At 69.0% G+C, this 24,160-nt stretch carries 25 protein-coding genes and 1 tRNA gene; 9 read left to right on the top strand and 17 right to left on the bottom strand.

What is annotated here, in order from left to right; all coding sequences use genetic code 11:
* Positions 1-40 precede the first annotated feature (40 nt).
* The 3 genes from QK440_RS22780 to QK440_RS22790 all read left to right on the top strand — a co-directional run bounded on the left by QK440_RS22780 (position 41) and on the right by QK440_RS22790 (position 2,784).
* Entirely contained in the window at positions 41-1,468 is a 1,428-nt protein-coding gene (locus tag QK440_RS22780) for a cytosine permease (protein WP_282795033.1), read from the top strand.
* 95 nt (positions 1,469-1,563) lie between these two features.
* Entirely contained in the window at positions 1,564-2,259 is a 696-nt protein-coding gene (locus QK440_RS22785) for a carbonic anhydrase (RefSeq protein WP_282795034.1), read from the top strand.
* A gap of 90 nt (positions 2,260-2,349) precedes the next feature.
* Positions 2,350-2,784, top strand: coding sequence for a hypothetical protein (locus QK440_RS22790; protein ID WP_282795035.1), 435 nt, complete (start codon positions 2,350-2,352; stop codon positions 2,782-2,784).
* 456 nt (positions 2,785-3,240) lie between these two features.
* Here QK440_RS22790 and QK440_RS22795 read toward each other — a convergent pair whose 3' ends face one another.
* Positions 3,241-4,632 (bottom strand): cystathionine beta-synthase, encoded by a 1,392-nt coding sequence (locus QK440_RS22795; RefSeq protein WP_282795036.1) that lies wholly within the window; start codon positions 4,630-4,632, stop codon positions 3,241-3,243.
* A 253-nt stretch (positions 4,633-4,885) separates the two neighbouring features.
* Here QK440_RS22795 and QK440_RS22800 point away from each other — a divergent pair, with 253 nt between their 5' ends.
* The 3 genes from QK440_RS22800 (at position 4,886) to QK440_RS22810 (ending at position 8,458) form a co-directional block, all read left to right on the top strand.
* Entirely contained in the window at positions 4,886-5,899 is a 1,014-nt protein-coding gene (locus QK440_RS22800; protein ID WP_282795037.1) for an SGNH/GDSL hydrolase family protein, read from the top strand.
* 306 nt (positions 5,900-6,205) lie between these two features.
* Positions 6,206-7,426 carry an acetyl-CoA C-acetyltransferase gene (locus QK440_RS22805; protein ID WP_282795038.1) on the top strand — a complete coding sequence of 407 codons (1,221 nt, stop codon included), beginning with the start codon at positions 6,206-6,208 and terminating at the stop codon, positions 7,424-7,426.
* 225 nt (positions 7,427-7,651) lie between these two features.
* The gene (locus tag QK440_RS22810) at positions 7,652-8,458 is read left to right on the top strand and encodes a hypothetical protein (protein ID WP_282795085.1); all 807 of its coding nucleotides are present in this window, start codon (positions 7,652-7,654) and stop codon (positions 8,456-8,458) included.
* 100 nt (positions 8,459-8,558) lie between these two features.
* Here the strand turns inward: QK440_RS22810 and QK440_RS22815 are convergent, their stop codons facing one another.
* Positions 8,559-8,870 (bottom strand): hypothetical protein, encoded by a 312-nt coding sequence (locus QK440_RS22815; protein ID WP_282795039.1) that lies wholly within the window; start codon positions 8,868-8,870, stop codon positions 8,559-8,561.
* A 101-nt stretch (positions 8,871-8,971) separates the two neighbouring features.
* Here QK440_RS22815 and QK440_RS22820 point away from each other — a divergent pair, with 101 nt between their 5' ends.
* Complete coding sequence (locus QK440_RS22820) at positions 8,972-9,202, top strand: DUF4287 domain-containing protein (RefSeq protein ID WP_190136754.1); 231 nt, start codon at positions 8,972-8,974, stop codon at positions 9,200-9,202.
* Between the two features lie 102 nt (positions 9,203-9,304).
* Here QK440_RS22820 and QK440_RS22825 read toward each other — a convergent pair whose 3' ends face one another.
* The 9 genes from QK440_RS22825 to QK440_RS22865 form a co-directional block, all read right to left on the bottom strand.
* Positions 9,305-10,222, bottom strand: a complete 918-nt coding sequence (locus QK440_RS22825; protein ID WP_282795040.1) for a Bax inhibitor-1/YccA family protein — start codon at positions 10,220-10,222, stop codon at positions 9,305-9,307.
* A gap of 214 nt (positions 10,223-10,436) precedes the next feature.
* A complete protein-coding gene (locus QK440_RS22830) occupies positions 10,437-11,618 on the bottom strand; it encodes a 4-hydroxybenzoate 3-monooxygenase (protein ID WP_282795041.1) in 1,182 nt (393 codons plus the stop codon).
* A gap of 227 nt (positions 11,619-11,845) precedes the next feature.
* Positions 11,846-12,442 (bottom strand): hypothetical protein, encoded by a 597-nt coding sequence (locus tag QK440_RS22835; RefSeq protein ID WP_282795042.1) that lies wholly within the window; start codon positions 12,440-12,442, stop codon positions 11,846-11,848.
* A 4-nt stretch (positions 12,443-12,446) separates the two neighbouring features.
* The gene (locus tag QK440_RS22840; protein WP_349239311.1) at positions 12,447-12,677 is read right to left on the bottom strand and encodes a MazG-like family protein; all 231 of its coding nucleotides are present in this window, start codon (positions 12,675-12,677) and stop codon (positions 12,447-12,449) included.
* 85 nt (positions 12,678-12,762) lie between these two features.
* Positions 12,763-12,975, bottom strand: a complete 213-nt coding sequence (locus QK440_RS22845) for a hypothetical protein (RefSeq protein WP_282795044.1) — start codon at positions 12,973-12,975, stop codon at positions 12,763-12,765.
* A 118-nt stretch (positions 12,976-13,093) separates the two neighbouring features.
* Entirely contained in the window at positions 13,094-13,459 is a 366-nt protein-coding gene (locus tag QK440_RS22850; RefSeq protein WP_282795045.1) for a hypothetical protein, read from the bottom strand.
* A 243-nt stretch (positions 13,460-13,702) separates the two neighbouring features.
* Entirely contained in the window at positions 13,703-14,587 is an 885-nt protein-coding gene (gene tmk / locus QK440_RS22855; protein ID WP_282795046.1) for a dTMP kinase, read from the bottom strand.
* The gene (locus QK440_RS22860) at positions 14,578-15,189 is read right to left on the bottom strand and encodes a radical SAM protein (RefSeq protein ID WP_349239313.1); all 612 of its coding nucleotides are present in this window, start codon (positions 15,187-15,189) and stop codon (positions 14,578-14,580) included. Before QK440_RS22860 ends, tmk begins: the two co-directional genes overlap by 10 nt.
* 686 nt (positions 15,190-15,875) lie before the next feature.
* Entirely contained in the window at positions 15,876-16,430 is a 555-nt protein-coding gene (locus QK440_RS22865) for a hypothetical protein (RefSeq protein ID WP_282795047.1), read from the bottom strand.
* A gap of 1,284 nt (positions 16,431-17,714) precedes the next feature.
* Between QK440_RS22865 and QK440_RS22870 the strand changes: the two genes are divergently transcribed.
* Together QK440_RS22870 and QK440_RS22875 are read left to right on the top strand one after the other, a co-directional pair.
* Positions 17,715-20,285, top strand: a complete 2,571-nt coding sequence (locus tag QK440_RS22870) for a hypothetical protein (RefSeq protein ID WP_282795048.1) — start codon at positions 17,715-17,717, stop codon at positions 20,283-20,285.
* 81 nt (positions 20,286-20,366) lie between these two features.
* Positions 20,367-20,933, top strand: a complete 567-nt coding sequence (locus QK440_RS22875) for an SMI1/KNR4 family protein (protein ID WP_282795049.1) — start codon at positions 20,367-20,369, stop codon at positions 20,931-20,933.
* 623 nt (positions 20,934-21,556) lie between these two features.
* Here the strand turns inward: QK440_RS22875 and QK440_RS22880 are convergent.
* The 6 genes from QK440_RS22880 to QK440_RS22905 form a co-directional block, all read right to left on the bottom strand.
* Positions 21,557-21,631 (bottom strand) — tRNA-Leu (locus QK440_RS22880).
* Positions 21,632-21,912: 281 nt separating this feature from the next.
* On the bottom strand, positions 21,913-22,344 hold the full coding sequence (locus QK440_RS22885) for a hypothetical protein (protein ID WP_282795050.1): 432 nt from the start codon (positions 22,342-22,344) through the stop codon (positions 21,913-21,915).
* A gap of 4 nt (positions 22,345-22,348) precedes the next feature.
* Complete coding sequence (locus QK440_RS22890) at positions 22,349-22,576, bottom strand: holin (RefSeq protein ID WP_282795051.1); 228 nt, start codon at positions 22,574-22,576, stop codon at positions 22,349-22,351.
* Positions 22,577-22,580: 4 nt separating this feature from the next.
* Positions 22,581-23,081, bottom strand: coding sequence for a hypothetical protein (locus tag QK440_RS22895; RefSeq protein ID WP_282795052.1), 501 nt, complete (start codon positions 23,079-23,081; stop codon positions 22,581-22,583).
* The gene (locus tag QK440_RS22900) at positions 23,078-23,677 is read right to left on the bottom strand and encodes an N-acetylmuramoyl-L-alanine amidase (protein WP_282795053.1); all 600 of its coding nucleotides are present in this window, start codon (positions 23,675-23,677) and stop codon (positions 23,078-23,080) included. Before QK440_RS22900 ends, QK440_RS22895 begins: the two co-directional genes overlap by 4 nt.
* The gene (locus QK440_RS22905; RefSeq protein WP_282795054.1) at positions 23,677-23,973 is read right to left on the bottom strand and encodes a hypothetical protein; all 297 of its coding nucleotides are present in this window, start codon (positions 23,971-23,973) and stop codon (positions 23,677-23,679) included. The genes QK440_RS22900 and QK440_RS22905 overlap by 1 nt, the downstream gene beginning before the upstream one ends.
* Positions 23,974-24,160 lie beyond the last annotated feature (187 nt).

Below are 24,160 nucleotides of genomic sequence, written 5' to 3' on the forward strand. Positions count from 1 at the left end.
CGCGACCGGGCACCCGCCCGTGAGGAGCGCAGCGCAGGCCATGGCAGAGTCTCTCGTGGAGCGCCGCTCCATCGACGTCGTACCGGACGCGGAGCGGCACGGCACCGCCTTCAGCCAGTTCACCCTCTGGCTCGGCGCGAACCTCCAGATCACGGCGGTCGTCACGGGCGCCCTCGCGGTCGTCTTCGGCGGCGACGTGGTGTGGTCGGTCGTCGGCCTGCTGCTCGGCAACGTCCTCGGCGGCGCCGTCATGGCCCTGCACTCGGCGCAGGGCCCGAAGCTGGGCCTGCCGCAGATGATCCAGTCCCGGGCGCAGTTCGGGGTGCGCGGCGCCGCCGTGCCGCTCCTCCTGGTGATCCTGATGTACGTCGGCTTCTTCGCCAGCGGCAGCGTGCTCGCCGGGCAGGCCACGGCCGAGCTGACGCACACGGGCGACACGACGGGCATCATCCTGTTCGCGGTGGTCACGGCGGTGACGGCGGCCGTCGGCTACCGCGTGATCCACGCCCTCGGCCGGGTGGCGAGCGTGATCTGCGCGCTCGCCTTCGTCTACCTCGGCGCCCGCCTCCTGGACCGCGTGGAGCTGTCCGCGCTGCTGTCCGACGCGCACTTCGACCTGCCCGTCTTCCTGCTCGCCGTCTCCCTGTCGGCGTCGTGGCAGCTCGCCTTCGGCCCGTACGTCGCGGACTACTCGCGCTACCTGCCGCGCGCCACCTCGGGCCGCGCCACCTTCTGGTGGACGCTGTCCGGCTCAGCCCTCGGCTCGCAGTGGTCGATGACGTTCGGCGTGCTGGTGGCGGCGAGCGCGGGCGACGCGTTCATGGACCGCCAGGTCGCGTACGTGGTCGAGCTGGGCGGCACCGGCCTGGTGGCGTCGTTCCTGTACTTCGTCATCGCGCTCGGCAAGCTGACCATCAACGTGCTCAACACCTACGGCGGCTTCATGTCGATGGTGACCGGTGTCGGCGGCTTCCGCACCCAGAAAGCGCTGTCACCGCGCGGCCGGGCCGCGTACATCGCTCTCATCATGGTCGCGGGCACGACGGTGGCCCTGCTCGGCAAGGACAGCTTCCTGACGTCCTTCAAGGACTTCCTGCTGTTCCTGCTGACGTTCTTCACCCCGTGGTCGGCGATCAACCTGGTCGACTACTACCTGATCTCCAAGGAGCGGTACGACATCCCGGCCCTGTTCGACCCGCACGGCCGGTACGGGGCGTGGCGCTGGGACGCGCTCACGGTGTACGGGATCGGGCTCGCGGCCCAACTGCCCTTTCTGGTCACCCACTTCTACACCGGGCCGTTGGTGGACCGGCTGGGCGGCGCGGACATCTCCTGGATCGTGGGGCTCGCCGTCCCGGCGCTCCTGTACTGGCTGCTCGCCCGGCGCGCCCCCGCGGGCACCCCGCCGCAGCCCCCGCCCGGCCGGGTGGCCGCGTCACGGACCGGTATGGAGGGGCCCAAGAACTGACGCGCACTTACCCAAGGCTGCACCAAGGGAAGTTGGCGACAGGAACGGTGCACCTACCGTGAACCACCCTTTTCCGCCGCACCTGAGGACGTACCATGCCCGCCACCTCCCGCCGCCCCGTCCACCGCCGCACCGCCCTGACCGCCACCGCCGCCACGGCGCTCGCCTCCGCCACGGGTGCCGCCTCGGCCGCACCGGGCCGGGCCGGGGCCGTGCGCCGCCCCAGGACCGCGCAGGAGGCCCTGGAGACCCTCATGGAGGGCAACCGCCGCTGGGCCGAGATCCACTCCCGGCACCCGCACGAGGACCGCGGGCGCCGCCGCTCACTCACCCACGAGCAGCACCCCTTCGCGACGGTCCTGAGCTGCGTCGACTCGCGCGTGCCGCCGGAGCTGCTCTTCGACCAGGGCCTCGGCGACCTGCTCTGCGTGCGCACCGCCGGCGAGGTGCTCGACGAGGCGGTCCTCGGCTCCCTCCAGTTCGGCGTCGAGGAGCTGGAGACACCGCTGATACTCGTCCTCGGCCACGAGCGCTGCGGGGCGGTGGGGGCCGCGATACAGCAGCTCCGCACGGGCAGACCCGTCACCGGTCACCTCGCCCGGCTCGTCGAGTCCATCGGCCCCGCCGCCTGGGCCTGCCGCGACCTGCCCGGCGACTGGGTCGAGCACACGGTCGCCGCGCACGCCCGCCGCATGCGCGACACCCTGCGCGCGGACAGCGCCTTCCGCCCGGCCACCGTCCTCGCCGCCCGCTTCGACCTCGACACCGGGCGGGTACGGATCCTGCGCTAGGGAGCTCCGCGGCTTCCGGGGGTCTGCCCCGTGCGGAAAGGGGGGTTAGCCCCACTGACCGGGCGGGGCCGGACGCGTACCGTGACCGGTATGGAAGCCACCCGTGACGCCGAACTCAAGAAGGAACTCGACGCCGCCCTGCACGCGCGCAAGGACCTCGGCGAAGAGTACGAGTCCGCGCTCGTCGACTCCTTCCTCGAAAAGGTCGAGAAGCGGCTCGACAGCACGATCGACCGGCAGATGCGCCGTCACCTGGCCGAGCAGCAGATGATCATGGCCCGCAACGCGAGGAACCCCGCCAGCGGGGTCGACTCCTGGGGCGAGCGCTTCGGCTTCGGCATCGTCTCGCTCATCCTCGCGATCCCGCTCTCGGCGATCGGCGTGGTGAACGCGGGGCTCTCCGGGCTGTTCGTCACGTGGTTCGGCATCGTCGGCGTCAACGCGGTGCACGCCGCGCGGGGCACGGGGCTCCTCGCCCTCGCCCGCCGCCGCGACCGCGACCGCGGCCCCGACTGGACGGACTGAGCCCGACCCCGTCCTAGCGGGTCGCGGCCGCGGTCCCGCCCCGGCGGCGGGTCCGCCGTCCGACGAGCCCGGGTGGCACGGTTTCAGCCCGTCCGGCGCTTGAGGACGAGCGCGCCGGCGCGATGAGCGGGCGGGTGGGCGGGGGAAGAGCCCGACGACGGCCCGGGGCAGCCCAGGAGTGAGCCCGCGCGGAGCGCGGGGACCGCCGCACCCCCGGCCGCGCGGCCGGGGGACGGGACGACGGCGGTCCCCGCGAGGGACGGGCGCCAGGTCAGGGCCGGCGCTCACGTCCGGGCGTCACGAGAGGTCCGGGAGCCGCTCCGGAAGCCCTGACGCCGACACCCCCTACGATGCCGGAGCCGTGTTAAGCGGGTGCTGCGCGAACGTGTCGCCCTCGTACCGGTTCCGCGAAGTCACGGCCTCGGCCGCGGCGCGCCCGACCCCGAGAGGACGAGGTCAGCTTCCCTGCTGCCCCGCCAGGAAGGCCAGCAGGTCCTGGCGGCTGACCACGCCCGTGGGCTTGCCCTCGACCAGGACGATCGCCGCGTCCGCGTCGCCGAGCACCGACATCAGGTCCCCGACGGGCTCGCCGGAGCCGACCTGCGGCAGCGGGTCGGACATGTGCTTCTCCAGCGGGTCGTGCAACGACGCCCGCTGCGTGAACAGCGCGTCGAGCAGCTCCCGCTCCACCACCGAGCCGATGACCTCCGCGGCCATGACGTCGGGGTGTCCCGCGCCCGGCTTCACGATGGGCATCTGCGAGACCCCGTACTCGCGCAGCACCTCGATCGCCTCGCCGACGGTCTCCTCCGGGTGCATGTGGACGAGCGAGGGCAGCTCGCCGCCCTCCTTGCGGCGCAGCACGTCGCCGACGCGCGGCTGGTCGCCGGCCTGCTCCAGGAAGCCGTAGTCGTTCATCCACTCGTCGCTGAAGATCTTGCTCATGTAGCCGCGGCCGCTGTCGGGCAGCAGCACCACCACGACGTCGTCCGGGCCGAGGCCCTCGGCGACGCGCAGGGCGGCGACGACCGCCATGCCGCAGGAGCCGCCGACGAGCAGCCCCTCCTCCTTGGCCAGGCGGCGGGTCATCTGGAAGGAGTCCTTGTCGGAGACGGCGACGATGTCGTCCGTCACGTTCCGGTCGTAGGCGCTCGGCCAGAAGTCCTCACCGACGCCCTCGACGAGGTACGGCCGCCCGGACCCGCCGGAGTACACCGAGCCCTCCGGGTCGGCGCCGATGATCTTCACCTTGCCGCCCGAGACCTCCTTCAGGTACCCGCCCGTGCCGGAGATCGTGCCGCCCGTGCCGATGCCCGTGACGAAGTGGGTGATCTTCCCCTCCGTCTGCTCCCACAGCTCCGGGCCGGTGGAGTGGTAGTGGGACAGCGGGTTGTTGGGGTTGGAGTACTGGTCCGGCTTCCAGGCGTCCGGGATCTCCCGCACGAGCCGGTCGGAGACGTTGTAGTACGAGTCCGGGTGCTCGGGGTCGACGGCGGTCGGGCAGACCACCACCTCGGCACCGTACGCGCGCAGCACGTTGATCTTGTCGGTGCTCACCTTGTCCGGGCACACGAAGACGCACTTGTAGCCCTTCTGCTGGGCCACGATGGCGAGACCGACACCGGTGTTGCCGCTGGTCGGCTCGACGATCGTGCCGCCGGGGCGCAGCTCGCCACTGGCCTCGGCCGCCTCGATCATGCGCAGGGCGATGCGGTCCTTCACGGAGCCGCCCGGATTGAAGTACTCGACCTTGGCGAGAACGGTGGCCCGCAGGCCCTCCGTCACGTTGTTGAGCCTGACCAGCGGGGTGTTGCCGACGAGGCTGATCATCGAGTCGTGGAATCGCACCGTTGTCTCCGTGTATCCGGCCGGGTATCCGGGTCGCGGCGTCGCGTGGGTTCGACCGCCGCACGAGGGGTCTTGGTCATGCTTGCTTCGGTAGACGTCAGCCTACGGGGCCATCTGCCCGCTTCACCTCTCCGCGCGATTGGCCGACCGGCTCCACGGGGCAAGGACTGGTTGTACGGGCCGCACGGCACGGCCCGTACGGGACGCACGGCACGGCTCCACAACGAACGACCTGGCAGGGGTGACCGCGGGGATGTCGAGGGCGAGGGTGGCGCGGCGCATCGCCGCGGGCGCGGCGTACGGCGGCGGAGGCATCGGGCTGCTCGGCGCGGCCACGATCGGGCTCGTCCTCGCGGAGGTGCAGCTTGCCAAGCGTTCCGTGGGCAACGGCGGGTACGGGGATCCGCCGCGGGCCGACGGGCGGTACGGGGCGCCGTTCGCGGCCCGTGCCGGGTCCGCTGAGCCGCTGCGGTTCGCGGTGCTCGGGGACTCCACGGCCGCCGGGCTCGGGGTGCACCGGGCGCGGCAGACACCCGCCGCGCTGCTCGCCGCCGGGCTCGCCGCGGTGGCCGAGCGGCCGGTGGACCTGCGGGTGGTGGCGAAGGCCGGGGCGCAGTCCGACGACCTGGACCGGCAGGTCACGCTGGTCCTGTCGGACGAGACAGGCGGGGTGCCCGACGTGTGCGTGGTGATGATCGGGGCCAACGACGTGACGCACCGGATGCCGCCCACGCGGTCGGTGCGGCTGCTGTCCACGGCGGTGCGCAGACTGCGCACCGCGGGCGCCGAGGTGGTCGTTGGCACGTGTCCGGACCTGGGCACGATCGAGCCCGTGTACCAGCCGCTGCGGTGGCTGGCCCGCCGGGTCTCGCGGCAGCTGGCCGCGGCGCAGACGATCGGCGTGGTGGAGCAGGGCGGGCGCACGGTGTCGCTGGGCGACCTGCTGGGCCCGGAGTTCGCGGCGAACCCCCGCGAGTTGTTCGGTCCCGACAACTACCACCCCTCGGCGGAGGGGTACGCCACGGCGGCCATGGCGCTCCTGCCCACCCTGTGCGCGGCGCTCGGTCTGTGGCCGGAGGAGGAGCGGCCCGACGTGTCGCGGCGCGAGGGGTTCCTGCCGGTGGCACGGGCGGCGGCCCAGGCCGCGGCCGAGGGCGGCACCGAGGTCACGGGCGCGGCGCCCGGCGGCCACCGGGGCCCCTTCGCCCTCCTCAAGCGCCGGCGCCGCCGCCGCATCCAGACCCCGGCCCCGACCCCGATCGCCTGAAGCGTCTGGCGCCCCCCGCTGTGGGTGGTCGTCCCCCGGGGCGATGGGGGACACCTCCTGCGCGAAAGCAGCCAACCCGCACCGGCGAAGCCGTTGGTCATGGGCGGGCGGGTGGGCACCCCCGCCGCGGCAGCGGCGGCACCACCCGCCCGCCGCAAGCCGAACCCCGCGGCCGAACCCCGCTCCGCCCGCGCCCAGAGCGACCCGCGTCACAGCCCCCAAGCCGTGACCCTGACGCTACGGGCCGGTAACTTCCCAGTAGGCCCTGCCCGTTACCAGCCCTGTCCGTCTCCCCTGGAGCCCCAGATGCCCGAAGCCGTGATCGTCTCCGCAGCCCGCTCCCCCATCGGCCGTGCCGGCAAGGGGTCCCTCAAGGAGCTGCGCCCCGACGACCTGACCGCCACGATCGTCCAGGCCGCGCTGGACAAGATCCCGGCCCTCGACCCCCGGGACATCGACGACCTGATGCTCGGCTGCGGTCTGCCCGGCGGCGAGCAGGGGCACAACCTCGGCCGGATCGTGGCCGTGCAGATGGGCATGGACCACCTGCCGGGCTGCACCATCACCCGGTACTGCTCCTCGTCCCTGCAGACGTCCCGCATGGCCCTGCACGCCATCAAGGCGGGCGAGGGCGACGTGTTCGTCTCGGCGGGCGTGGAGATGGTCTCGCGGTTCCAGAAGGGCTCCAGCGACGGGCTGCCGGACACCCACAACCCGCTGTTCGCCGAGGCCGAGGCCCGCACCGCCGCCCGCGCCCAGGAGACCGGCACCGACTGGCACGACCCGCGCGAGGACGGGCTGCTCCCGGACGCGTACATCGCGATGGGCCAGACCGCCGAGAACCTGGCCCGGCTCAAGGGCATCACCCGCGAGGAGATGGACGAGTTCGGCGTACGGTCCCAGAACCTCGCCGAGGAGGCCCTCAAGAACGGCTTCTGGGAGCGGGAGATCACCCCGGTCACCCTCCCCGACGGCACGGTCGTCAGCAAGGACGACGGGCCCCGCGCGGGCGTCACCATGGAGGGCGTCGCGGGCCTCAAGCCGGTCTTCCGCCCCGACGGCCTGGTCACCGCGGGCAACTGCTGTCCGCTCAACGACGGCGCCGCCGCGCTCGTCATCATGTCCGACACCAAGGCGCGCGAGCTCGGCCTGACCCCGCTGGCCCGGATCGTGTCGACCGGCGTCTCCGCGCTCTCCCCGGAGATCATGGGGTACGGCCCCGTGGAGGCCAGCAAGCAGGCCCTGAAGCGCGCCGGGCTCACCATCGGCGACATCGACCTGGTCGAGATCAACGAGGCCTTCGCCGCCCAGGTCATCCCCTCCTACCGGGACCTGGACATCCCGCTGGAGAAGCTGAACGTCAACGGCGGCGCGATCGCCGTCGGCCACCCCTTCGGCATGACCGGCGCCCGCATCACCGGCACGCTGATCAACAGCCTCCAGTTCCACGACAAGCAGTTCGGCCTGGAGACGATGTGCGTCGGCGGCGGCCAGGGCATGGCGATGGTCATCGAACGTCTCAGCTAATACTGCACGCACCTCCATCCTTTCGTGACCCAATCTCCCCCAGGATGTGACCTATCTCCTGGGGGAGATGCATATGCCCAGGTCAGGCGAGTCCGTAAGGAAGCGCCGGGCCCAAAGTCCTGTCCCTTTCATGACGTATTGCACTGACACCGCGATCGTGCAGGCTTCAAGCTGATGTAGGAAGTCGGGGGTCGACTTGAAACCGGGAGTACGTCAGTGAGCGCCATGCACATCGCCTTGCTGCTCTCCGCGGCCGCTGCCACGGCCGTGGGCGCCGCGTCCCTGCGCACCGTGCGGGGACTGCGGCAGCAGATCACCGAGCTGCGCGCCGAGCTCGCCGAGAGCCGCGGCGCCACGGCCGCCGGCCAGGCCACCGTGCCGGCCGCCCGCACCTCGGTGGACACCGACGAGATACGCGCGGCGGTCGCCGACGCCCTCGCCGAGGAGCGGGAGCGGGAGCTGGCCGAGGCGCGCGCGTTCTGGGCCGCGCAGGAGGCCCGCGACATCGCGGACGCCCCCTCGCTCCTGGGCGGGCTGCCCGAGAGCGTCGCGGACGAGCTGTTCCTGCCGCGCCAGGCCGACCTGGCGGGTCTGGAACCGGACAGCCTGGAGCCGGTCGTCGAGCCCTTCGCCGACCCCGAGGAGTTCGCGGGCGACTCCCCCGAGCTGGCCGCGGCCCGCCGCCGCCACCCCTCGCACCCCGACTTCGTACCGGTGCAGTCCCCCGCGTACACCGACCACGAGCGCACGGTGGCCTGCCTGGAGGAGCTCGCCGACGCCCGCACGGCCCTGGCCGACGTCCGCCCGGGCCCGCTCGGCACGCTCGACGTCTACGTCTTCGCCGACGGCACCACGCTGTGCATGACGCCGGGCCACCGCGAGACCGCGGAGCTGCTCGCCGCCGCCCTGCGCGACGGCCAGGCACCGGTGCTGCTCGGCGGCTCGGGCGTCTCCGGCGCGTACGCCCTGACGTTCGCCTGCGGTACGGAGAACGTCTACATCCTCGCGGACCGCGTCATCGCCTCCGTCTGAGCCCCGGCCGGCCACCACCGGCCCCGGCCGCGTCCCGGCCGAGCCCCGGCCGCCTCCCGCGCGGCGGGCCCGAGCCCGCCCGGCCTCCGGCGGGCCCGACTCACACCCCGGCCCGCGTCAGCGACTCCTCCACCAGCCGTACCGCCTCCGCCAGCTCCCGCTCGTCGCGCAGGACGACCGCCAGGTCCCGCCCCGCCACGGTGATCTGGTCGGCGGCCGCGAACATCCCGGCGTCCGGCATCACCCGGGGCTCGGCCCCCGGCGCCTCGGCGAGCTGGGCCCGCACCGCCAACTCGCGGGCCAGGGCCAGCGCTTCCGCGGCGGCCCCGCGCTGGAGCCGGGACTGGGGCGCGGCCCGCAGCCGGTCGGCGAAACGGTCCACGGCGGCGATCAAGGGTGTCGTATCGAGCACGCCCCGACCCTATGTGCCGAGCCGGGACTGTTGCCAATAACGGAACGCTCAGGCACGGTGGCGTGAAGGACGGACCACATCGAACGCGTCCGGAGGCGCCGATGTCCCAAGTCTTCTCCGAAGAGACCCACCGGAATCTGCTGGCTCGCATCCCCCACTGCACCGGTCGTGAAGTCTCCGACTGGCTGCGCACCGTCGACGAGGGCCCCTCCCTCTTCCGTTTCGAGGAGAAGGTGAGCTGGCTCCGCGGCGAGCACGACCTGGCGTACGGCCACGCCAAGGCGATCATCCACGAGTACGACCTCAGGCGCGCCGCGCGCAAACTGGGCTGACCCCCGACCCCCGCATCTCCCCCGACCTCCACGACGACAGACGAAGGGCCCGCGGAAGTCGCTTCCGCGGGCCCTTCGGTCGTACCGGGGTGGTGCCGTACGTCAGTCGTTCCCCTGCAGGATGGCGATCAGGCGCAGGAACTCCAGGTAGATCCAGACCAGCGTCATCGTGAGGCCGAAGGCGGCGAGCCAGGCCTCCTCACGCGGGGCGCCGTACGCGATGCCGTCCTCGACCTGCTTGAAGTCCAGGGCCAGGAAGCACGCGCCGAGCAGCACGCCGATGATGCCGAACATGATGCCGAGGCCGCCGCTGCGGAAGCCCAGGCCGTCACCGCCGCCGAAGACGGCGAACAGCAGGTTGACCGCCATCAGCAGGACGAAGCCGAGGGTCGCGGCCATCACGAAGCCGTAGAACCGGCGGTTGACGCGGATCCAGCCCGCCTTGTACGCCACCAGGACGGCGAGGAACACGGCCATCGTGCCCAGCACGGCCTGCATGGCCGCGCCGTTCGCGATGCGGTTGTCGACGACGCTGGAGACGACGCCGAGGAAGACGCCCTCCAGGGCCGCGTACCCCAGGATCAGCGCCGGGGACGCCGTGCGCTTGAAGGCCTGGACGAAGCCCAGGAGCATCGCGACGAGGGCGGCGCCGATCGCGATGCCGTACGACTTGCCGATGTTCGCGTCGTCGACGGGGAGCAGCGCCCAGGCGAGCGCCGCCGTGACGACGAGGACGCCGAGCGTGGTGGCCGTGCGCATGACGACGTCGTCCATCGTCATACGGCCGGTGGTCACCGGGGCCTGGGGCGGGGCGCCCTGGAGGTCCTGCTGGGCGTACGGGTTGGTGGGGGCCTGCTGGCCCGCGTAGGGGTTGCCCTGGGCGTAGGGACTGCCCTGGGCGTACGGGTTCGCCTGCGTACCGACAGCGGGGCCCCCGGCCTGCGGCTGCGCGTTGAAGCCCGCATAGCCGTTGTCGCGGCTGAACCCCCGTCGCGAGAAGACCGGGTTGCTGCTCCTCATCTCACTCCTCCATGGCCACCGAGCGTGGCTTTGGTTCAAGAGTAATGCGTAGGCAAAAGGATGTGCCTAGTGCCTGGGGAGGATCTTTCCCGCCGGACGGCGGGGGACCCCTGCTCTTGAGTGCGCTGTCGTGTGCCTTGTGCCCGGTAAACGCTTGAGGACGCCGCCGCTGTTCCCGTCCCGTCCGCGATCCTCCCTCCGGGTGACGCGGCGGTCACGACAGGCCGTCGAAGGGCTCTCCGGTGTAGGCCTCGGCGAGGTCGGCGCGGGCCGCGCGGCTGGTGGCGACGCGGTCGAGCTGGGCGAGCTGGAGGCGGTCGTCGAAGGGGGTGGCGTCCGGGGGGCGGTGCAGCAGGGCGGTGAGCGCGTTGGAGAACCGTTCCGCCTGCCAGACGCGGCGCAGGCGGTCCGCGGAGTACGCGTCCAGGGGCGCGTGGTCGCCGCGCTCGGCGGCGACGAGGGCGCGGGCCAGGGCGACGGCGTCGCCGACGGCGAGGTTGAGGCCCTTGGCGCCGGTGGGCGGCACGATGTGCGCGGCGTCCCCGGCGAGGAGGAGCCGCCCGTGGCGCAGGGGCTCGTGCACGAAGGAGCGCAGGGGGGTGACGGACTTCGCGGTCAGCGGCCCGCGCGTGAGGCGCCAGGCGTCGTCGGTCTCCAGGCGGCGCTCCAGCTCGTCCCAGACGTCCGCGTCGCTCCAGGCGGCGGGGTCGGTGCCCGCGGGGACCTGGAGGTAGAGCCGGGAGACCGTGGGCGAGCGGAGGCTGAGCAGGGCGAAGCCGCGGTCGTGGCGGGCGTAGACCAGCTCGTCGTGGGAGGGCGGCGCGTCGGCGAGGACGCCGAGCCAGGCGTAGGGGTAGGAGCGCTCGTAGGTGCGGGCCACCGCGGACGGGAAGGCGGCCCGGGACACGCCCCGGAAGCCGTCGCACCCGGCGACGTACGCGCACTCCAGGACCCGTTCGCGGCCGTGGTGGCGGTAGCGGACGCGGGGGCGGTCGGTGCCGGCGTCCTCCACGGCGAGGGCCTCGGCCCCGAAGAGCAGGGGGCCGCCCTCGCTCCGCTGGAGAGCGATGAGGTCCTTGCACACCTCGGTCTGTGCGTACACCGTCACGGTGCGTCCGCCGGTGAGGGTGGGGAAGTCGACGCGGTGCCTGCGGCGGGCGAAGCGCAGCTCGATGCCGTCGTGGCGCAGGCCCTCGCGGTCCATGCGCTCCCCCGCGCCCACCGCGCGCAGGGCGTCGGCGGTGCCCTGCTCCAGGATTCCGGCGCGCTGGCGGGTCTCCACGTAGGCGCGGTCGCGGCTCTCCAGGACGACGCTGTCGATGCCGGCGGTGTGCAGCAGGCGGGCCAGCATCAGCCCTGCCGGGCCGGCCCCGATGATTCCGACCTGGGTGCGCATGCTGGGAGTCTTGGGGGGCGGGTGGGGCGTGTCAACGGGTGGTGCCCTTGCGAGGGGCGCCCCAGGCCCGCCCCTTTCCCGTAACCAGGGGCTGCCGCCCCTGGACCCCGCTTGTCGGCGCTCCGCGCCTCGTCCTCAAACGCCGGACGGGCTGGAGCTTCCCGCCGGGCCGCACCGGAACGTCACAGCCGCGGGGGCGCCGCCCATTGCCGTCAAGCGCCTGCGAGCTAGCCCACCGCGACCGCCGACGGCCAGGACAGCACCTCCACGCCACCGCTGCTGCTGGGCCGTACGAAGACGCGGTCGTCCGCGACGAAGTCGAGCCCGTACCCAGCGGCCAAGGCGAGGGCGACCGACGTCTTCCCCGCGCCCTTCTTGCCGAGTGCCAGGATCACGCGATCACCATGCGCGGCCGCGGAGGCGTGCATAAGCCACCAGTTGTGGCGCAGCAACTGGCCGCGCACCGAGTCGCGCACCAGACGGGCAGTCGCCATGGCCACGTCCTCCTGGCGGGAGCCGGTTACGTCTGCCTCTCCCTGGTACGTCTGGAGGGGGCGCGTGAGAAGCATCTTCTCCCCCGCGTGCGAGGTGCTCGTGTGGGGAGCCCGTTTGACGCAGCGCGCGATGAAGTCGTACTCCCCTGCATCGACCGTACCGATGATGACCGGGCCTGAACCGATGTCTTCCTGTGACGCCAGCGCGTTCACGTTCCACCAAGGCGCGAAGTACCTACGGCACCAGCCGGTGACGAAGTCATGATCGGACACGACGGTCATGGTCGCGCCTGCGACTTCCACGCGTACCGCGTGCGTGGTCGTGGTCATCTCCTCACCTCTCCGGTAGGGCGCGCGCGACGAGGTGGTTGAGGCGGTCGGCGAGCAGCTTGCCCGGGTCGCCGTCGGCGGCCGTCGTCGCCAGCGCGACCACCGTGGTCACGATGACGTCGGCGAGTTCCTTGTTCACGTCCTCCCACGTGTGCGAGTGGCCTTTTCGCGGGTTGGCGCCGGTCGCGCTGTGATATGCCTCGGCGACTTCCCCCAGCTCCTCGCTGATCTTCAAGATGCGCGTCCAGCCAGCCAGCCGCGCAGCCGCTCCACCTGCTCCCACACGTGGCCACTCATCAGTTCCTCGGTCTCTTGTGCGGTCAGAACAGGAACAGGGCCAGCAGGACGGCCAGCAGCACGGGCAGCACGCTGTATCCGCCGATGATCCAAGCGAGCCTGGGGTGCTGGCAGCGGAGGGCCCGCCATGCCTCCCAGCCGGTGCGGCCGTCCACCCGCGCGTGCACACCGAGCACCGTGATGCTCAGCGAGACGGACTGGATGGGGGCGCCGCCGCGGTATGGCTCCGACTCCATGGGCTCCTCCAGAGTCAGAACAGGGCCGACGCCTCGGCGTCGGCCCTGTCCAGGGTGGTAGTGGGCAGCGGAGCGACCGGGCACAGCGCAAGGGATACGGTGAGCGCCGAGTGGTCGGTCACACTTCGGTGGCGTCGCGTGAGGGCACGTACAGGCCGAGGATCTCCAGCGGCCCCTCGGTGGTGCCGACGGTGACGGACACGCAGCGGTGCGGCAGGTAATCGAGGGAGACAGCGCCGGGCTCGGTGGCCAGACGGGAGACGACCATCACGCCGTGCTCGCCCCGGCCGGGCCGGGGGTAGGTGACGCTGCAGCCAGCCGACTCGAAGCGCGTGGCCAGCAGCTCGCACCCGGCGCTGTCGGCGGTCTCGGTGAGGACGAGAACAGGCTCGGGCCGGGCCTCCAGGTAAGAGAGCTGACGCTCGGCGCGCTCGCGGCCGGGGTTGTTCAGGTTGAACGTCAGCACGTCCAGGGTGGGGGTCATGCGTGGCACCTCGTCCATGGTTCCTCGCCGCGATGACGGAGCGGGCGACGTTCTGAGCGCAGGCCGTCGAGGCGTCGAGCTGCACCACGGGGACGCCGGCGGCCATGAGGAACCAGCGGCCTCCAGGTACGCGGCGCATTCCGCCGCGGTGCCGCCCGGTTCGCGTTCGTAGCGGCTGTGCGGGCCCCGCTGTGCGAGCCGCCTAGTGAATCGTCCGCGCGGACGTTGAGGATGACGGCAAGGTCAGGCCGGTCGGCGTGGTGGTTCAACTCCCACACCTGATCGCGCGAGACGCCGTCCCAGGCTTTGCAGCACGAGCGAGGAGGCGACGTAGCGATCACAGACCACCAGGGCGCCGCGGGCAAGGGCTGGCCGTACCTCGTGCTCGACGTGCTGGTACCGGTCGGCGGCGATGAGGCACGCCATGCTCATCCCCCGGTACCTGTCGGTGCCGTCGCGCGCGATCCTGCCGATCTCGCTGTCGCTGGGTTCCCGCGTCGCGTGCACCGGGACGCCCTCGGCGCGCAGCAGCTCGACGACGGCTGCAGCGACGGTCGACTTCCCGACTCCGCCGGGGCCGTCGATGGTGACGAACATTCCGCTCATGACGCACCGACCACAGGCAGCATGCGGGACTGACGCGGCACTACGGGGCACTGCTCGGTGTCCACCACACCGATCCGCTCGCCAGCGGCGACGACGGCCGCCGGGCAGCCCTTGCCGCACGAGGCGTTGAGGGAGCAGCCGTCGCAGGTGTGGTTGTCGCCGACCTTCCAACGCTCGTGGAAAACGGTAGGCGTCCAGCCGCGCCGCGATGTCGTCGTGCTCCCACACGTTGCCGACGATGAAGTCCGTGTCCGGGTGCTGGCTGACGCGCGTGCGCGCGGCGAACACCAGATACGGGCAGACCGTGACCTCGCCCTTGGTGAAAAAGTAGATGATCGTGCCCGCTCCGCACCCGCTCAGCGGCTTGTCGTCGTTGGGGAACCGGATGTGGACCACGTCCAGGTCGGCGGCGAACGGCAGCGTCAGCCTGGCGATGTTGCGCACGTGGTCGTCCGGCCGCCGCAGCTTCTGCGCGCCCGGGGCGGCGCCGCACCCCATCTCGCCCAGCGGGTTCAGCAGCACATACGCGGCGCCCTGCTCCTTGGCGAATCGGCAGAGCTCGGCGTACTCCTCGTCCTGGGCAAAGTTGTTTGGGGTGCACAGCAAGCCTTGGCGGCCCGCTTCACGTTCTCCACGGTCTCGGCGAACGCTGCGGGGCGCCCGCGGAACACGCCGTGGCTGTCGGCCGAGAAGCCATCCAGGGACACGTTCAGGTGGGCCTCCAGCTTGGCGAGCATGGTGATCTGCTCGTCCAACAGCACGACGGCGTTCGTGCACACGCCCACGGACATGCCTGCCTCGCGGAAGGAAGCAGCGATGGGCAGCAGGCCCGGGTGCATGGTCGGCTCGCCGCCCGTCAGCGTGACGCGGCTGACGCGCGCGGCCAGGAGTTGCGGGATTAGGCGGTCCCGTACGGCGTCCCAGTCCATGTAGGCGCCGCGTGTGGTCGCCGAGACGAAGCAGTGCCTGCACTTCTCGTTGCACGGCTCGCAGATCTGAATGAGGGCTTTGCGGTGCGGAGGGTCGACCGAGGTCCGGAAGTAGCACGAGGCGGCCTGGGCCTGGTTGGGGGGACGAGCGGTCGAGCGGTCACGGGTACCTCCTGGTGAGGGATGGAACGGCAGAGCGCCCCGACTTCACGGGCCGTCGGGACCCTCTTGGTGGGACCCGCCCGCTCCCGTTGCTGTGTGTGATGAGCAGCAGGCAGGAGCGGGCGGGCGTTGTGACCCCGGTCGCGGGAGAGGCAGACGTCCAGCCGTGGCAGATTTGGCAGGTGCCGGGTCGCGGCTCCATGAGCGAGCCAGCGAGACGGATGCGGCGACCGCGAGGACTATCAGGATGTAGAGGGTCTGGGCACGACGAGTGCTGAACACCTGAGGCACGCGCGGCGTGGGAGGCGAGGGGACCGCGATATCGGCCCATACGCGCTTGCCCCACGACAGTGGCTCGACGCCCCAGTCCTGCGCCAGCGCGTCGACAAGGGCGAGGCCTCGGCCGCACTCCCATTCGATCACCGGCGATGATCTTCTGCGGCAGTTCGCGGCCGAGGTCGATGACAGCGACCTGCACCTGGCCGGCAGACACGCGGAGGGTCATCCGGAACGACTCGCGTCGCGCGTGCTTCCCCGCGTTGGTGACCAGTTCGGAGGTGACGGTCTCCACCACGTCGATCAGCCCCGGCAAGTTCCACTCGACCACAGCGGCGCGTACGACACAGCGGGCAGCAGGAACGGACGCGGGCTCACGGCTGAATGTGGCGCTGACGGCCTCCATGCCGTCGGAGGTCACGATCCGCTTGCCCGGCAGCACGTCACCCATCGGTCCGCGTTGCCGCGCGGAAGCGGGCGAAATCCGTCATCTGCCGCACTGCGTCCAGCAGGCACAGCGTCACGGGGACATCCGGCGCGACGAGCCAGTACGTCCGCTCGACCCTTGTCGCGTCGAGGCGGGGCACGCCGAGGTGGTGGTGCTTGCCGAGGTACCACGTGTCCGGCGTGTCCCAGTCGCCCGCAGAGGCCTCCACGAGGCAGTAGACATGCTTGGTCACCTCGTCGATGAACGTGGCACCGCCGAACAAGGCCTCGTTCAGGTAGGCGGCGATGCGCTGCCGGTCGTCCGTCCCCGCTGCGCCTTCGACGAGTGCCACGGGGATACGGACCGCGTCGAACGTCTGGCCGCAGCGCAGCACCGCGACGCTGCCGCATGCCCACTGCCTGTGCGCCTGTCGTTCGCTGCCTGCTGACGTTAAGAGCCACTGCTGGATGGCGGCCCGGCGTTCCCGGCCGGTGATGGCGCGGCCGGCTGGCACGGGATCAAGTCGGTCGAGGGCCGTTGCTCTGGTCTCCTGCGTGGTGGTCTTGGACATCTTCACGCCTCGGTCGGAGGGAGTTTGGAGCGGACCCGGCCCCCCGGGGGGGGCGGGGGCGGAGCCCGCTGTGCCCACAAAGGGGCAGCGATCCCAGTGCACTGCACGGCCAGGGCCGTCTCCAGGCCATGCAGCGGCCATTCAACTACAACCGCACCGCCGAGTACGACCACCTCCTCGCCCTGTGGGCGGAGGCGACTCAAGGCGACTTCGAGCGGGCTGCATGAAGAAGTGACGAAGCCCCTGCCGCCGGGCTGGCTGGGGTGGGGCTTCGTGTCCAGAACTCCGTGAGTGGCACGCTCAACCGATGGACGCTCCGAACATACCGCCGACATCCGGCGAGTCGAGAGCGACAGGCCGAGGCTTCCGCGAGCCCAGCCGGACGTGCCGCTTCACGAGCTACTCGCGGACAACGGACCCTCCGCTGCGGCCCGCCCGGCCCGCGACAGCATCGCGTAGTCGTGCGCCCAGTCCTGGCAAGAGATCGAAACGCCAGCGTCGGCCGCTGCACCTGCTATTGGCGAACACAATGTCCTGCTGTGGCACCTGGCGGCTGTGTCACCTCTCAATGTGCCTGCGAGCACATCCACAGGCACATAAGCGACTTCGCAAGGGCTGTTACTCATGCGTGACAAGCGCAACGACCCATGGCTGACTCGCATGAAGTCGCGCCTTGAGCCACTCGCCCACCAGCGCACTCCTGCGCTCGAACTCACCCCAGCACGATTGCGGCTGTGGTCCCGACACGCGCCTGTCAAGCGATGCCACAGAGCGGGCGCGTCCGGATTGAACCACTGATTTCACCTGCAACTCAACCTTCATATTTCAAGTCAACTGAAGCCCCTGATCACCTTTGTCGATATCCGGCAGCGAGGCTGTGACCAGCGGCTACGAGCATGGCCATCATGTGTCAGGCTGGCTGGAAGTGGATGTTTCGTGAGAGATGTGCAGAAGTCATGTTCACTTCAGTGCTTCGCGTGCGTAAAGTTGATGTCTGAGTCAGACACCTGAGTGCCGACCGGGAGCACCTGCCACGGAGGCCTTGGGGTCTCGGCACCCGGCGGCTCATCTGAGATCGCGGCCTCGACTTCCATGAGATAAGGCATGGCCCTCGCATGCGTCTCGCCCTAAATAGGGCCCGACGCCTTACAGCCGACTTTCCGTGAGCCCCCTGGGGAGATCAAAGGCAGCACAAGAAGACGGGAGACCGTCCGCCTCGCGCTGCGCCCACTCCCGACAGCTCTCGAATAGGCAGGGATCTGATGTTCCTCAAAGGAGGTAAGGATGAAAAAATCCATCGTCTTATGTCTCGCTCTAACCTTCGCAGTGCTCATGTCGACACTAAGCTGGTCGCAGGAGCAGCCACCAGGCCCTCAGAGTGTCGCCTCATCTGAAGCTAGAGGCGACCAGGAGCGGAGTTCCAAAGCCGAAAGGAAAGAGAAAAGCGAGAAGCCTCTCACGCCGACAAGAAACCACGAGAAGAAAAAGAGAGGAGCGAGACAGGAATCGACTGACGAGGCCCAGGAACGCACCGATTTCGTTGCTAAGATGAGAGCCAGGAAAGCAGAGGGGACGGGTTCGCGAGCGGCTGCCCGGTGTTGGCACGATACGCCAGGGGCAAATGAGCCGGACGGGGTCGTCCTCGATCACATGAACTGGTGTAAGACTCAAAAATTCACCTTCGTATCGCAGCAATGCAGGAGCATGAACCCGCCTATTGACTGCAAGCCTATCGGCGCATACGAGTTCAAGGTGCTTTTCACTGGGGAAGGGCACCAGGGAGGTAGCCTGTCGGACCGAAAGCATCAGATCACCGTAAACCTTCAGGAGCCGAAGGTTGCGTGGGGTGCTCCACGCAGCACGGATAGGATGACGATCTCCGGCGTGTGCCCGTCGTCTGAAAACCCGCGGCTGGCGGGCCGTGCCTCGGCGCCGAAATGTACAACCAGCGGCGCCCTGACGCAGACGCTCGCTCAATGGATGGACCCTCAACTCAGCACGGCCTGGATCACTTACACCTCACCCGAAGGGTCGGGCCATCCGGACGAGATGGCATGGCATGCGGCCGTGATCAAAATGTCGTCGGAAACGGACGAGGCCAATCTTTCGGGGCCCATCTTCCGGTGCGACTCCGCTACATACTTCGCTTGGCACTACGGATGCGTTTACCCTGATAGCAGCCGGCCCGACGTATTCACCCTTACCGTCGACGACGAGGTAAGAGATTCGGCAAATCTTATCTGGGCTGCGCAAAACAGGCCGAACGACACCTTTCCCATCTCTCCAGGCGGGAAAAAGATCCCGGGTTCGGTGGCAAGTGGCGACGCTTTGACTCGCACGAATCCAGCCAACTTGGAGGGCAACAGAAATGAATCGAAGAAGCAGTGTAAAATATTTTTCGGGGAACAGTACAGTAAGGGCGAAACCCTTGACTGCGACGAATACCCTTTCGCATCGACCCAGCAAGGATCGAAGACTGGGCGCGGTACTGGTGAGGAGAGTGCACATTACGCCGTCCTTCCTCTCGATAAGCACCAGAACCGCAAGGCAGGCGGCCGACTGGAGAAGTTTTACAACGACCAACGGATAGCGCGGGATGAGGATCCCTTCTTCGTGAAGCTAGTAAATCCAAACGGAGACAACTACGGGGGGGCTCAGGCACGTACCGGCATGGTGGCTAAAGCCGAGTATCCAGTGTGCGCCAACAATGACGTCCCGGACGTACAAGCGGTGGAAAAGAAGGCATACCCGGAGGGTGCCCTTCTGCAGTATGCGAAGGATACGGATTCTGGCTGGACGGGTGGCGATTCGACTTACACGGTCGTCCTGCCCGACGGACGTCGGCTATATCTATTCTCCGACACATTTCTCGGCCCCCTCAATGCTGACGGAACCCGCCCCACCAAGGCAAAGTTCATCAACAGTTCGATTGTTGTCGAGAAAGGCGCTTCGCTCTCAACGATAACCGGCGGAACAAAGGCGAGGCCAAAGGCCCTTATGCCGCCTGCGGTAAAAGACAGGTGGTACTGGCTGGGGGACGGAATGGTCTCAAAGATCGGTGGGAAAAACTACCTGCAGATCATGTTCCAGGAATACCGAAACACTCACGACGGCACGGAAATGCCGTTTGCCTTTGCACGGAACGTGGTAGCCACTTTCGATCTCGATGACCTCAGCCAGCCGATCTGGATCGATCCGCTACCTTCGGACACTGGAGTCGCATGGGGATCTGCCCTTCTGCCGGCCTCCCGCAGCGGTGATGGTTACACGTACATCTACGGCGTAAGCAAGCACAAGGTAAACAAGAAAATGAGAATCGCCCGGGTTAAGGGCAGCGACTTGTCACAGGCTGACAAATGGCAATTCTTCAATGCCGGAGAGCTCGGAGGCGACAAGTGGATGCGAAGCGAGAAGGAGGGAAATGAATACCTTGAGGGTGTATCGAATGAATATAGCGTTACGCCCTGGAACAAGCAGTTCGTCCTGATCAGTCAAGACAGCACAGCAGCGTTCAGCGCTAAGATCCGTGCGTGGTCGGGGTGCACACCGTACGGACCGTTCGGCTACCGGGAAGGCGCGGACGAGGTTTACCGCACAACGGAAGGTGGGCCGCCCCCCTGGGGCAGTTACGGGGACGGAAGAGTGTTCACCTATAACGCGCACGCTCACCCATCCCTGCAGAATGGTGATCGCTGGACGATCTCCTATAACGTCAACACGTTCGATAGCGAAGTATCTACAACGGGGTCGCACTACCGTGACCCAAGTATCTACAAACCGCGGTTTGTCTCATTCCGTCTGGTTCCAGCTAGAGGCATCTCACGCGCCAGTAAGCAGTTCAAGCTCGTAGAGTAAGCATGCCCCGCGTGGCGGTACTCCGATACGATGTCGGAGTACCGCCTCAACGTAGAATGTCGCATTCTTTCGGAGGTAAGCATGTCGAACAGTGACATTTCGCACTCCTGGTGGCGCATTAAGAACTGGCTGCGGGACCGGGGGCGGGACCGGGAGCTGGCTCCTGGTGCCACCCCTGATGAAATTTCCCTCACAGAGGAACGACTGGGGTTCCCCATTCCGCCGATGCTCACTGCGTCGCTTCGCTGTCACAACGGGAGCGGAAGCTTTGCATGTCCGCCACGCTTCGAGATGCTCAGCTGCAGCGGAATCGTGAGTGCATGGGAAAGCAAGACGGAAGTTTGGCCTAAGGATTCTTCTTCTCCATTCAGTCCGCATTTCGTTCCTTTCGCTAGTGACGGGTCGGGGGGGATTCTGTACCTCATCGCTGGAGAGGCAAGTGATACACGAATCCATGAGCACAGTCGCGAAGGTGAGGAGATAAGTCCAACCTCACACCCGATGTGGGACTCTCTTTCCGCATACCTTTATCACACGGCGGAAGCACTGGAGACTGGGGAAGCGCTGGACGGATATCAACGCCCGGATGAGGACAGCACATTCCTGCTCTGGGAAGATGCCGACTATGATGAAGATGACGAGGAGTGACGGCCCCTGCCTCGACGAAAGCTCACAAGTTGCACCCTTTATTGGTCTGCAAGAGGGAGTGACGCTGTCGCGGCGGCCTTTAGCGCCAGACGAAGGGGCGACTCAGTAGCATTAGCTGACAGCTACCGGCGGGCGTACGTTCGTCAATCGGAGCCAGGACTTCGTGGCGTTCTTGGCTAAGGTGCTGTCTCTGCCACTGCTGAGCAGTGGCAGAGACAGCATCAGGCGACTCCACCGGTACGGCGGCCGCCGACTACGGCTGGACCTTCACCTTGACGCACCGCCACGCCCGTGGCCTTTTTGGGCACGCGCTGTCCGGCCTCCACACGAAGAGCCTGCGGCGCATGGCCTGGGACAGGACCGGGGCGGATCACGAACACGAGGCCAGTCCTGACACACCCTCGATCACCTCTGCCCTCGCTCACCAGCGAGCGCCGCAGAACAAGGAGCCGAACAGCTCCTGACCCTCGCCGTTCCAGGGCAACTGGCCCGCATGAGGCGGTAGCCGCCAGTTCGGATTGATGTCGAGGTCGGTGAAGTGTCGGCAGTTGCATACAGCCGCCTCGTAAAATGAGACGGGGCGCCACCAACAGGACAGCCCTCCTCGTCGGAGGCAGGCTGAGTGCCCGGGGCGGGATTCGAACCCACACTTCAGCCGCTTTTAAGGCGGTCGCGTCTGCCTGTTGCGCCACCCGGGCCAGTAATCAGAGATGGGCAGCGACACCACTACGGATCGACGGCGTCCAGTCACCTCGTCGCCTGGGCGGGCGGGATGGGTACAGGCTCCGCGTCTCGGCCTGCAGCTCGATCATGTCCCCCTCCCTGGCGATCGTCGCGGGCCCGCCTGGAGCTGCGGCGGACCGACGTCACAGCCTCTCGCAGGAGAGGTCCTTACACAGTAGGGAAATCGGTCAACGACTGTGGTGGAAAGGGCTGAAAAAGAGGGGCGCCCACCCCAGCGCACAGGGTGGGCGTCCGCTCATGAGCCGGGAAGCTTGTTCGGCGGCTTCGGCTGCGGTGGTAGGGCAGGCGGGGCAGCCGGCGGCTCGGTGCGCTCGGCCTCCGGATCGCACGGTTCCATCACGCCGGGACACAGCCGCTCCAGCCGCTCGTTCGCGCGGTCCACAGCATCACGCAGGCTCGCCCCCGAAATGGGCTTCACCTCATGCTGTACCGACCGGAGGGCGCCCTCCAGATTGCTCAGGCGCTCCATGACGCCTGGCCTCGCAGGCACCCCGGGCCCTCGCTCCTCGCCGTACCAGTCATCAAGGAACTGCCCTGTTCTACCGGTCAGGCGGGAGAAGCCACGCACGACCCGCCATATCGCCGCGCCGAGGCCAGCGAGCAGCGAGAGCGCTCCGCCCCAGACCAGAACCGCACCGAGGCCGGGCACCCCAGTGGACATGTCCATTCCTTCACTCCTCGCCCAGGTCTGGCCGCAGGGGGTGGCTGGCCTTCCATCCGGCCGCGTAGGTGAGCAGGCCGGGGACCAGGGCCAGGACGAGCGGGCTGATGCCGTCCGGCATCGGCTCCAGCACCCGCGCGTTGTCCTGCACGGCGGCCATGACGCCGAGGAGCCCCGACGAGGCCAGGTAGGCCACCGCAGTTGCCCATCGGACCTTGCGCTCGATCGGTCGCTTCACTGGGTCAACCCTCCTTCCAGACGAGCGCCTTGAGCACGGCGCTCACGACCTCGATGTCCGTGGCGGACTGGTTGCGCAGCCAAACCCGCATGGTCCGGCCGGTGCCCAGCCGGTTCATCAGGGGGAGCACCCGGTACGTGCTGCCCGGTGTGGCGAGCACCTCGTCGATCGGATGGTCCTGAACGCGCTTGGAGTCCGTGTACTCGCTCTGGCGGACCTGCACGACCTCGCCCTCCGGGAGGCCCTCGAAGCGCAGCGCGAGGGTGCCGCTGAACCGGGCCGGTCCGGCGACGAATACGGCGGAGTTCGCGGCGTGGGCACCGGCCTCGTCATTCCACTCCTGCGTGAACTGCACTTCCGTCCATTCGCCTGCGCCGAGCAGGACTCCGCGGGACGGGCCGAGGTTGACGTACGCGGGGCCCCTGCTGTCGGCCTCCTGGGCCGGAGGGCTCCAGCTCGCCGCGTGCGCCAGGCGCTGGTGGACGTCGGCTCGGAGCTGCGTCATGGTGGACGTGAACCGGCCGCGAGGCCCGTAGCCCTCGACCGGGCCCCGCGGGTCGGGCTTGCCCTCGACCGAGGTCTCAAGGTGCCCGGCCACGCTCCAGGGCCCCACCCGTGGTGGCGGCAGATCGCGGCGTTGTACCGGACCCACGTGTCGTACTGCTCGCGCGTGTACTCGTCGCGGCCGTCACCGAGGTTCTCCGTCTCGATGCCGTAGAGGCCGTCGTTGCCGTCGACCGTGCCCGTGCTCTTGTCCGGCCGTGGGATCGGCTGCTCGGCGACGATCGCGTCCCACGCGTTGCGGGCGGCCAGGCCGGCATGGTTCGCGCGGCCAGCGGCCACGAGGACCAGGACGCCGGACTTGGGCGGGTAGGCGTGCGCGAGGGGCGGCGGGACGTCCGGGCCCTGCCCGTGGAAAGCGATCGCGTTCAGGGAGTTGACGGCCGCGGTGTGGTGGTTGAGCGATCCGCGGACCGGGCCGAACCGCTTCCCGGTCGCGGCATCACGGCCGCGCGTCGTCCAGCCCCCGAGTTCGCTGATCGGGACGCCCTCAGCGCGCAGCGCGGCCCGCCACTCGGCCGGGGTCATCGGCGGAGCCATCAGGCCTCGCACTCGTCGAGGTGGTGAAAGGTACCGCCCGGGTGAGGGAAGCCACCGTCGGCCGGGGGGAGCCATTCGCAGCCGCCGTCGGCGAGCGGATAATGGAACACCCCGTTCGGGTTCTGCACGTTCAGCCCGACGCGGCCGACGTAGGTCGGATCAACTTCGGTGACGATGGCAGCCCGGCAGACCGAGGGGAAAGCCTGGCTGCCGTCTGGCCGCACTGGTGTGCCGTGACTGACGTAGCGGACGGTGAGGCCGACGCGGGCGGCCGTCTGGGAGGCGGGCAGCGGCATGGGTGCGCTCCTGCAGTGGAGGACTGATGCCCGGCCCAGAACCAGCGGCGTTGTTCGATTTTAACTTTCCCCCTGCTCCTGCCGGTGCGCCTTCAGCTGACCCGAGACAGGGGATCTTGCTCGTTTGCCAAGTGATCTTGACGGTCGGTAGGTTTCTGCCACTTGTTCTTGACCGGTAGGTCTCGAC

Source organism: Streptomyces sp. CC224B, assembly GCF_030010595.1.
Taxonomy (GTDB): domain Bacteria; phylum Actinomycetota; class Actinomycetes; order Streptomycetales; family Streptomycetaceae; genus Streptomyces; species Streptomyces longispororuber.

Excerpts from the sequence above, each read along its gene's own strand:
- QK440_RS22780 (WP_282795033.1), top strand. The coding sequence starts at position 41 with ATGGCAGAGTCTCTCGTGGAGCGCCGCTCCATCGACGTCGTACCGGAC.
- QK440_RS22785 (WP_282795034.1), top strand. The coding sequence starts at position 1,564 with ATGCCCGCCACCTCCCGCCGCCCCGTCCACCGCCGCACCGCCCTGACC.
- QK440_RS22790 (WP_282795035.1), top strand. The coding sequence starts at position 2,350 with ATGGAAGCCACCCGTGACGCCGAACTCAAGAAGGAACTCGACGCCGCC.
- QK440_RS22800 (WP_282795037.1), top strand. The coding sequence starts at position 4,886 with ATGTCGAGGGCGAGGGTGGCGCGGCGCATCGCCGCGGGCGCGGCGTAC.
- QK440_RS22805 (WP_282795038.1), top strand. The coding sequence starts at position 6,206 with ATGCCCGAAGCCGTGATCGTCTCCGCAGCCCGCTCCCCCATCGGCCGT.
- QK440_RS22810 (WP_282795085.1), top strand. The coding sequence starts at position 7,652 with ATGCACATCGCCTTGCTGCTCTCCGCGGCCGCTGCCACGGCCGTGGGC.
- QK440_RS22820 (WP_190136754.1), top strand. The coding sequence starts at position 8,972 with ATGTCCCAAGTCTTCTCCGAAGAGACCCACCGGAATCTGCTGGCTCGC.
- QK440_RS22825 (WP_282795040.1), bottom strand. The coding sequence starts at position 10,222 with ATGAGGAGCAGCAACCCGGTCTTCTCGCGACGGGGGTTCAGCCGCGAC.
- QK440_RS22830 (WP_282795041.1), bottom strand. The coding sequence starts at position 11,618 with ATGCGCACCCAGGTCGGAATCATCGGGGCCGGCCCGGCAGGGCTGATG.
- QK440_RS22835 (WP_282795042.1), bottom strand. The coding sequence starts at position 12,442 with ATGACCACGACCACGCACGCGGTACGCGTGGAAGTCGCAGGCGCGACC.
- QK440_RS22845 (WP_282795044.1), bottom strand. The coding sequence starts at position 12,975 with ATGGAGTCGGAGCCATACCGCGGCGGCGCCCCCATCCAGTCCGTCTCG.
- QK440_RS22850 (WP_282795045.1), bottom strand. The coding sequence starts at position 13,459 with ATGACCCCCACCCTGGACGTGCTGACGTTCAACCTGAACAACCCCGGC.
- QK440_RS22865 (WP_282795047.1), bottom strand. The coding sequence starts at position 16,430 with ATGTCCAAGACCACCACGCAGGAGACCAGAGCAACGGCCCTCGACCGA.
- QK440_RS22870 (WP_282795048.1), top strand. The coding sequence starts at position 17,715 with ATGAAAAAATCCATCGTCTTATGTCTCGCTCTAACCTTCGCAGTGCTC.
- QK440_RS22875 (WP_282795049.1), top strand. The coding sequence starts at position 20,367 with ATGTCGAACAGTGACATTTCGCACTCCTGGTGGCGCATTAAGAACTGG.
- QK440_RS22885 (WP_282795050.1), bottom strand. The coding sequence starts at position 22,344 with ATGGACATGTCCACTGGGGTGCCCGGCCTCGGTGCGGTTCTGGTCTGG.
- QK440_RS22895 (WP_282795052.1), bottom strand. The coding sequence starts at position 23,081 with ATGACGCAGCTCCGAGCCGACGTCCACCAGCGCCTGGCGCACGCGGCG.
- QK440_RS22900 (WP_282795053.1), bottom strand. The coding sequence starts at position 23,677 with ATGGCTCCGCCGATGACCCCGGCCGAGTGGCGGGCCGCGCTGCGCGCT.
- QK440_RS22905 (WP_282795054.1), bottom strand. The coding sequence starts at position 23,973 with ATGCCGCTGCCCGCCTCCCAGACGGCCGCCCGCGTCGGCCTCACCGTC.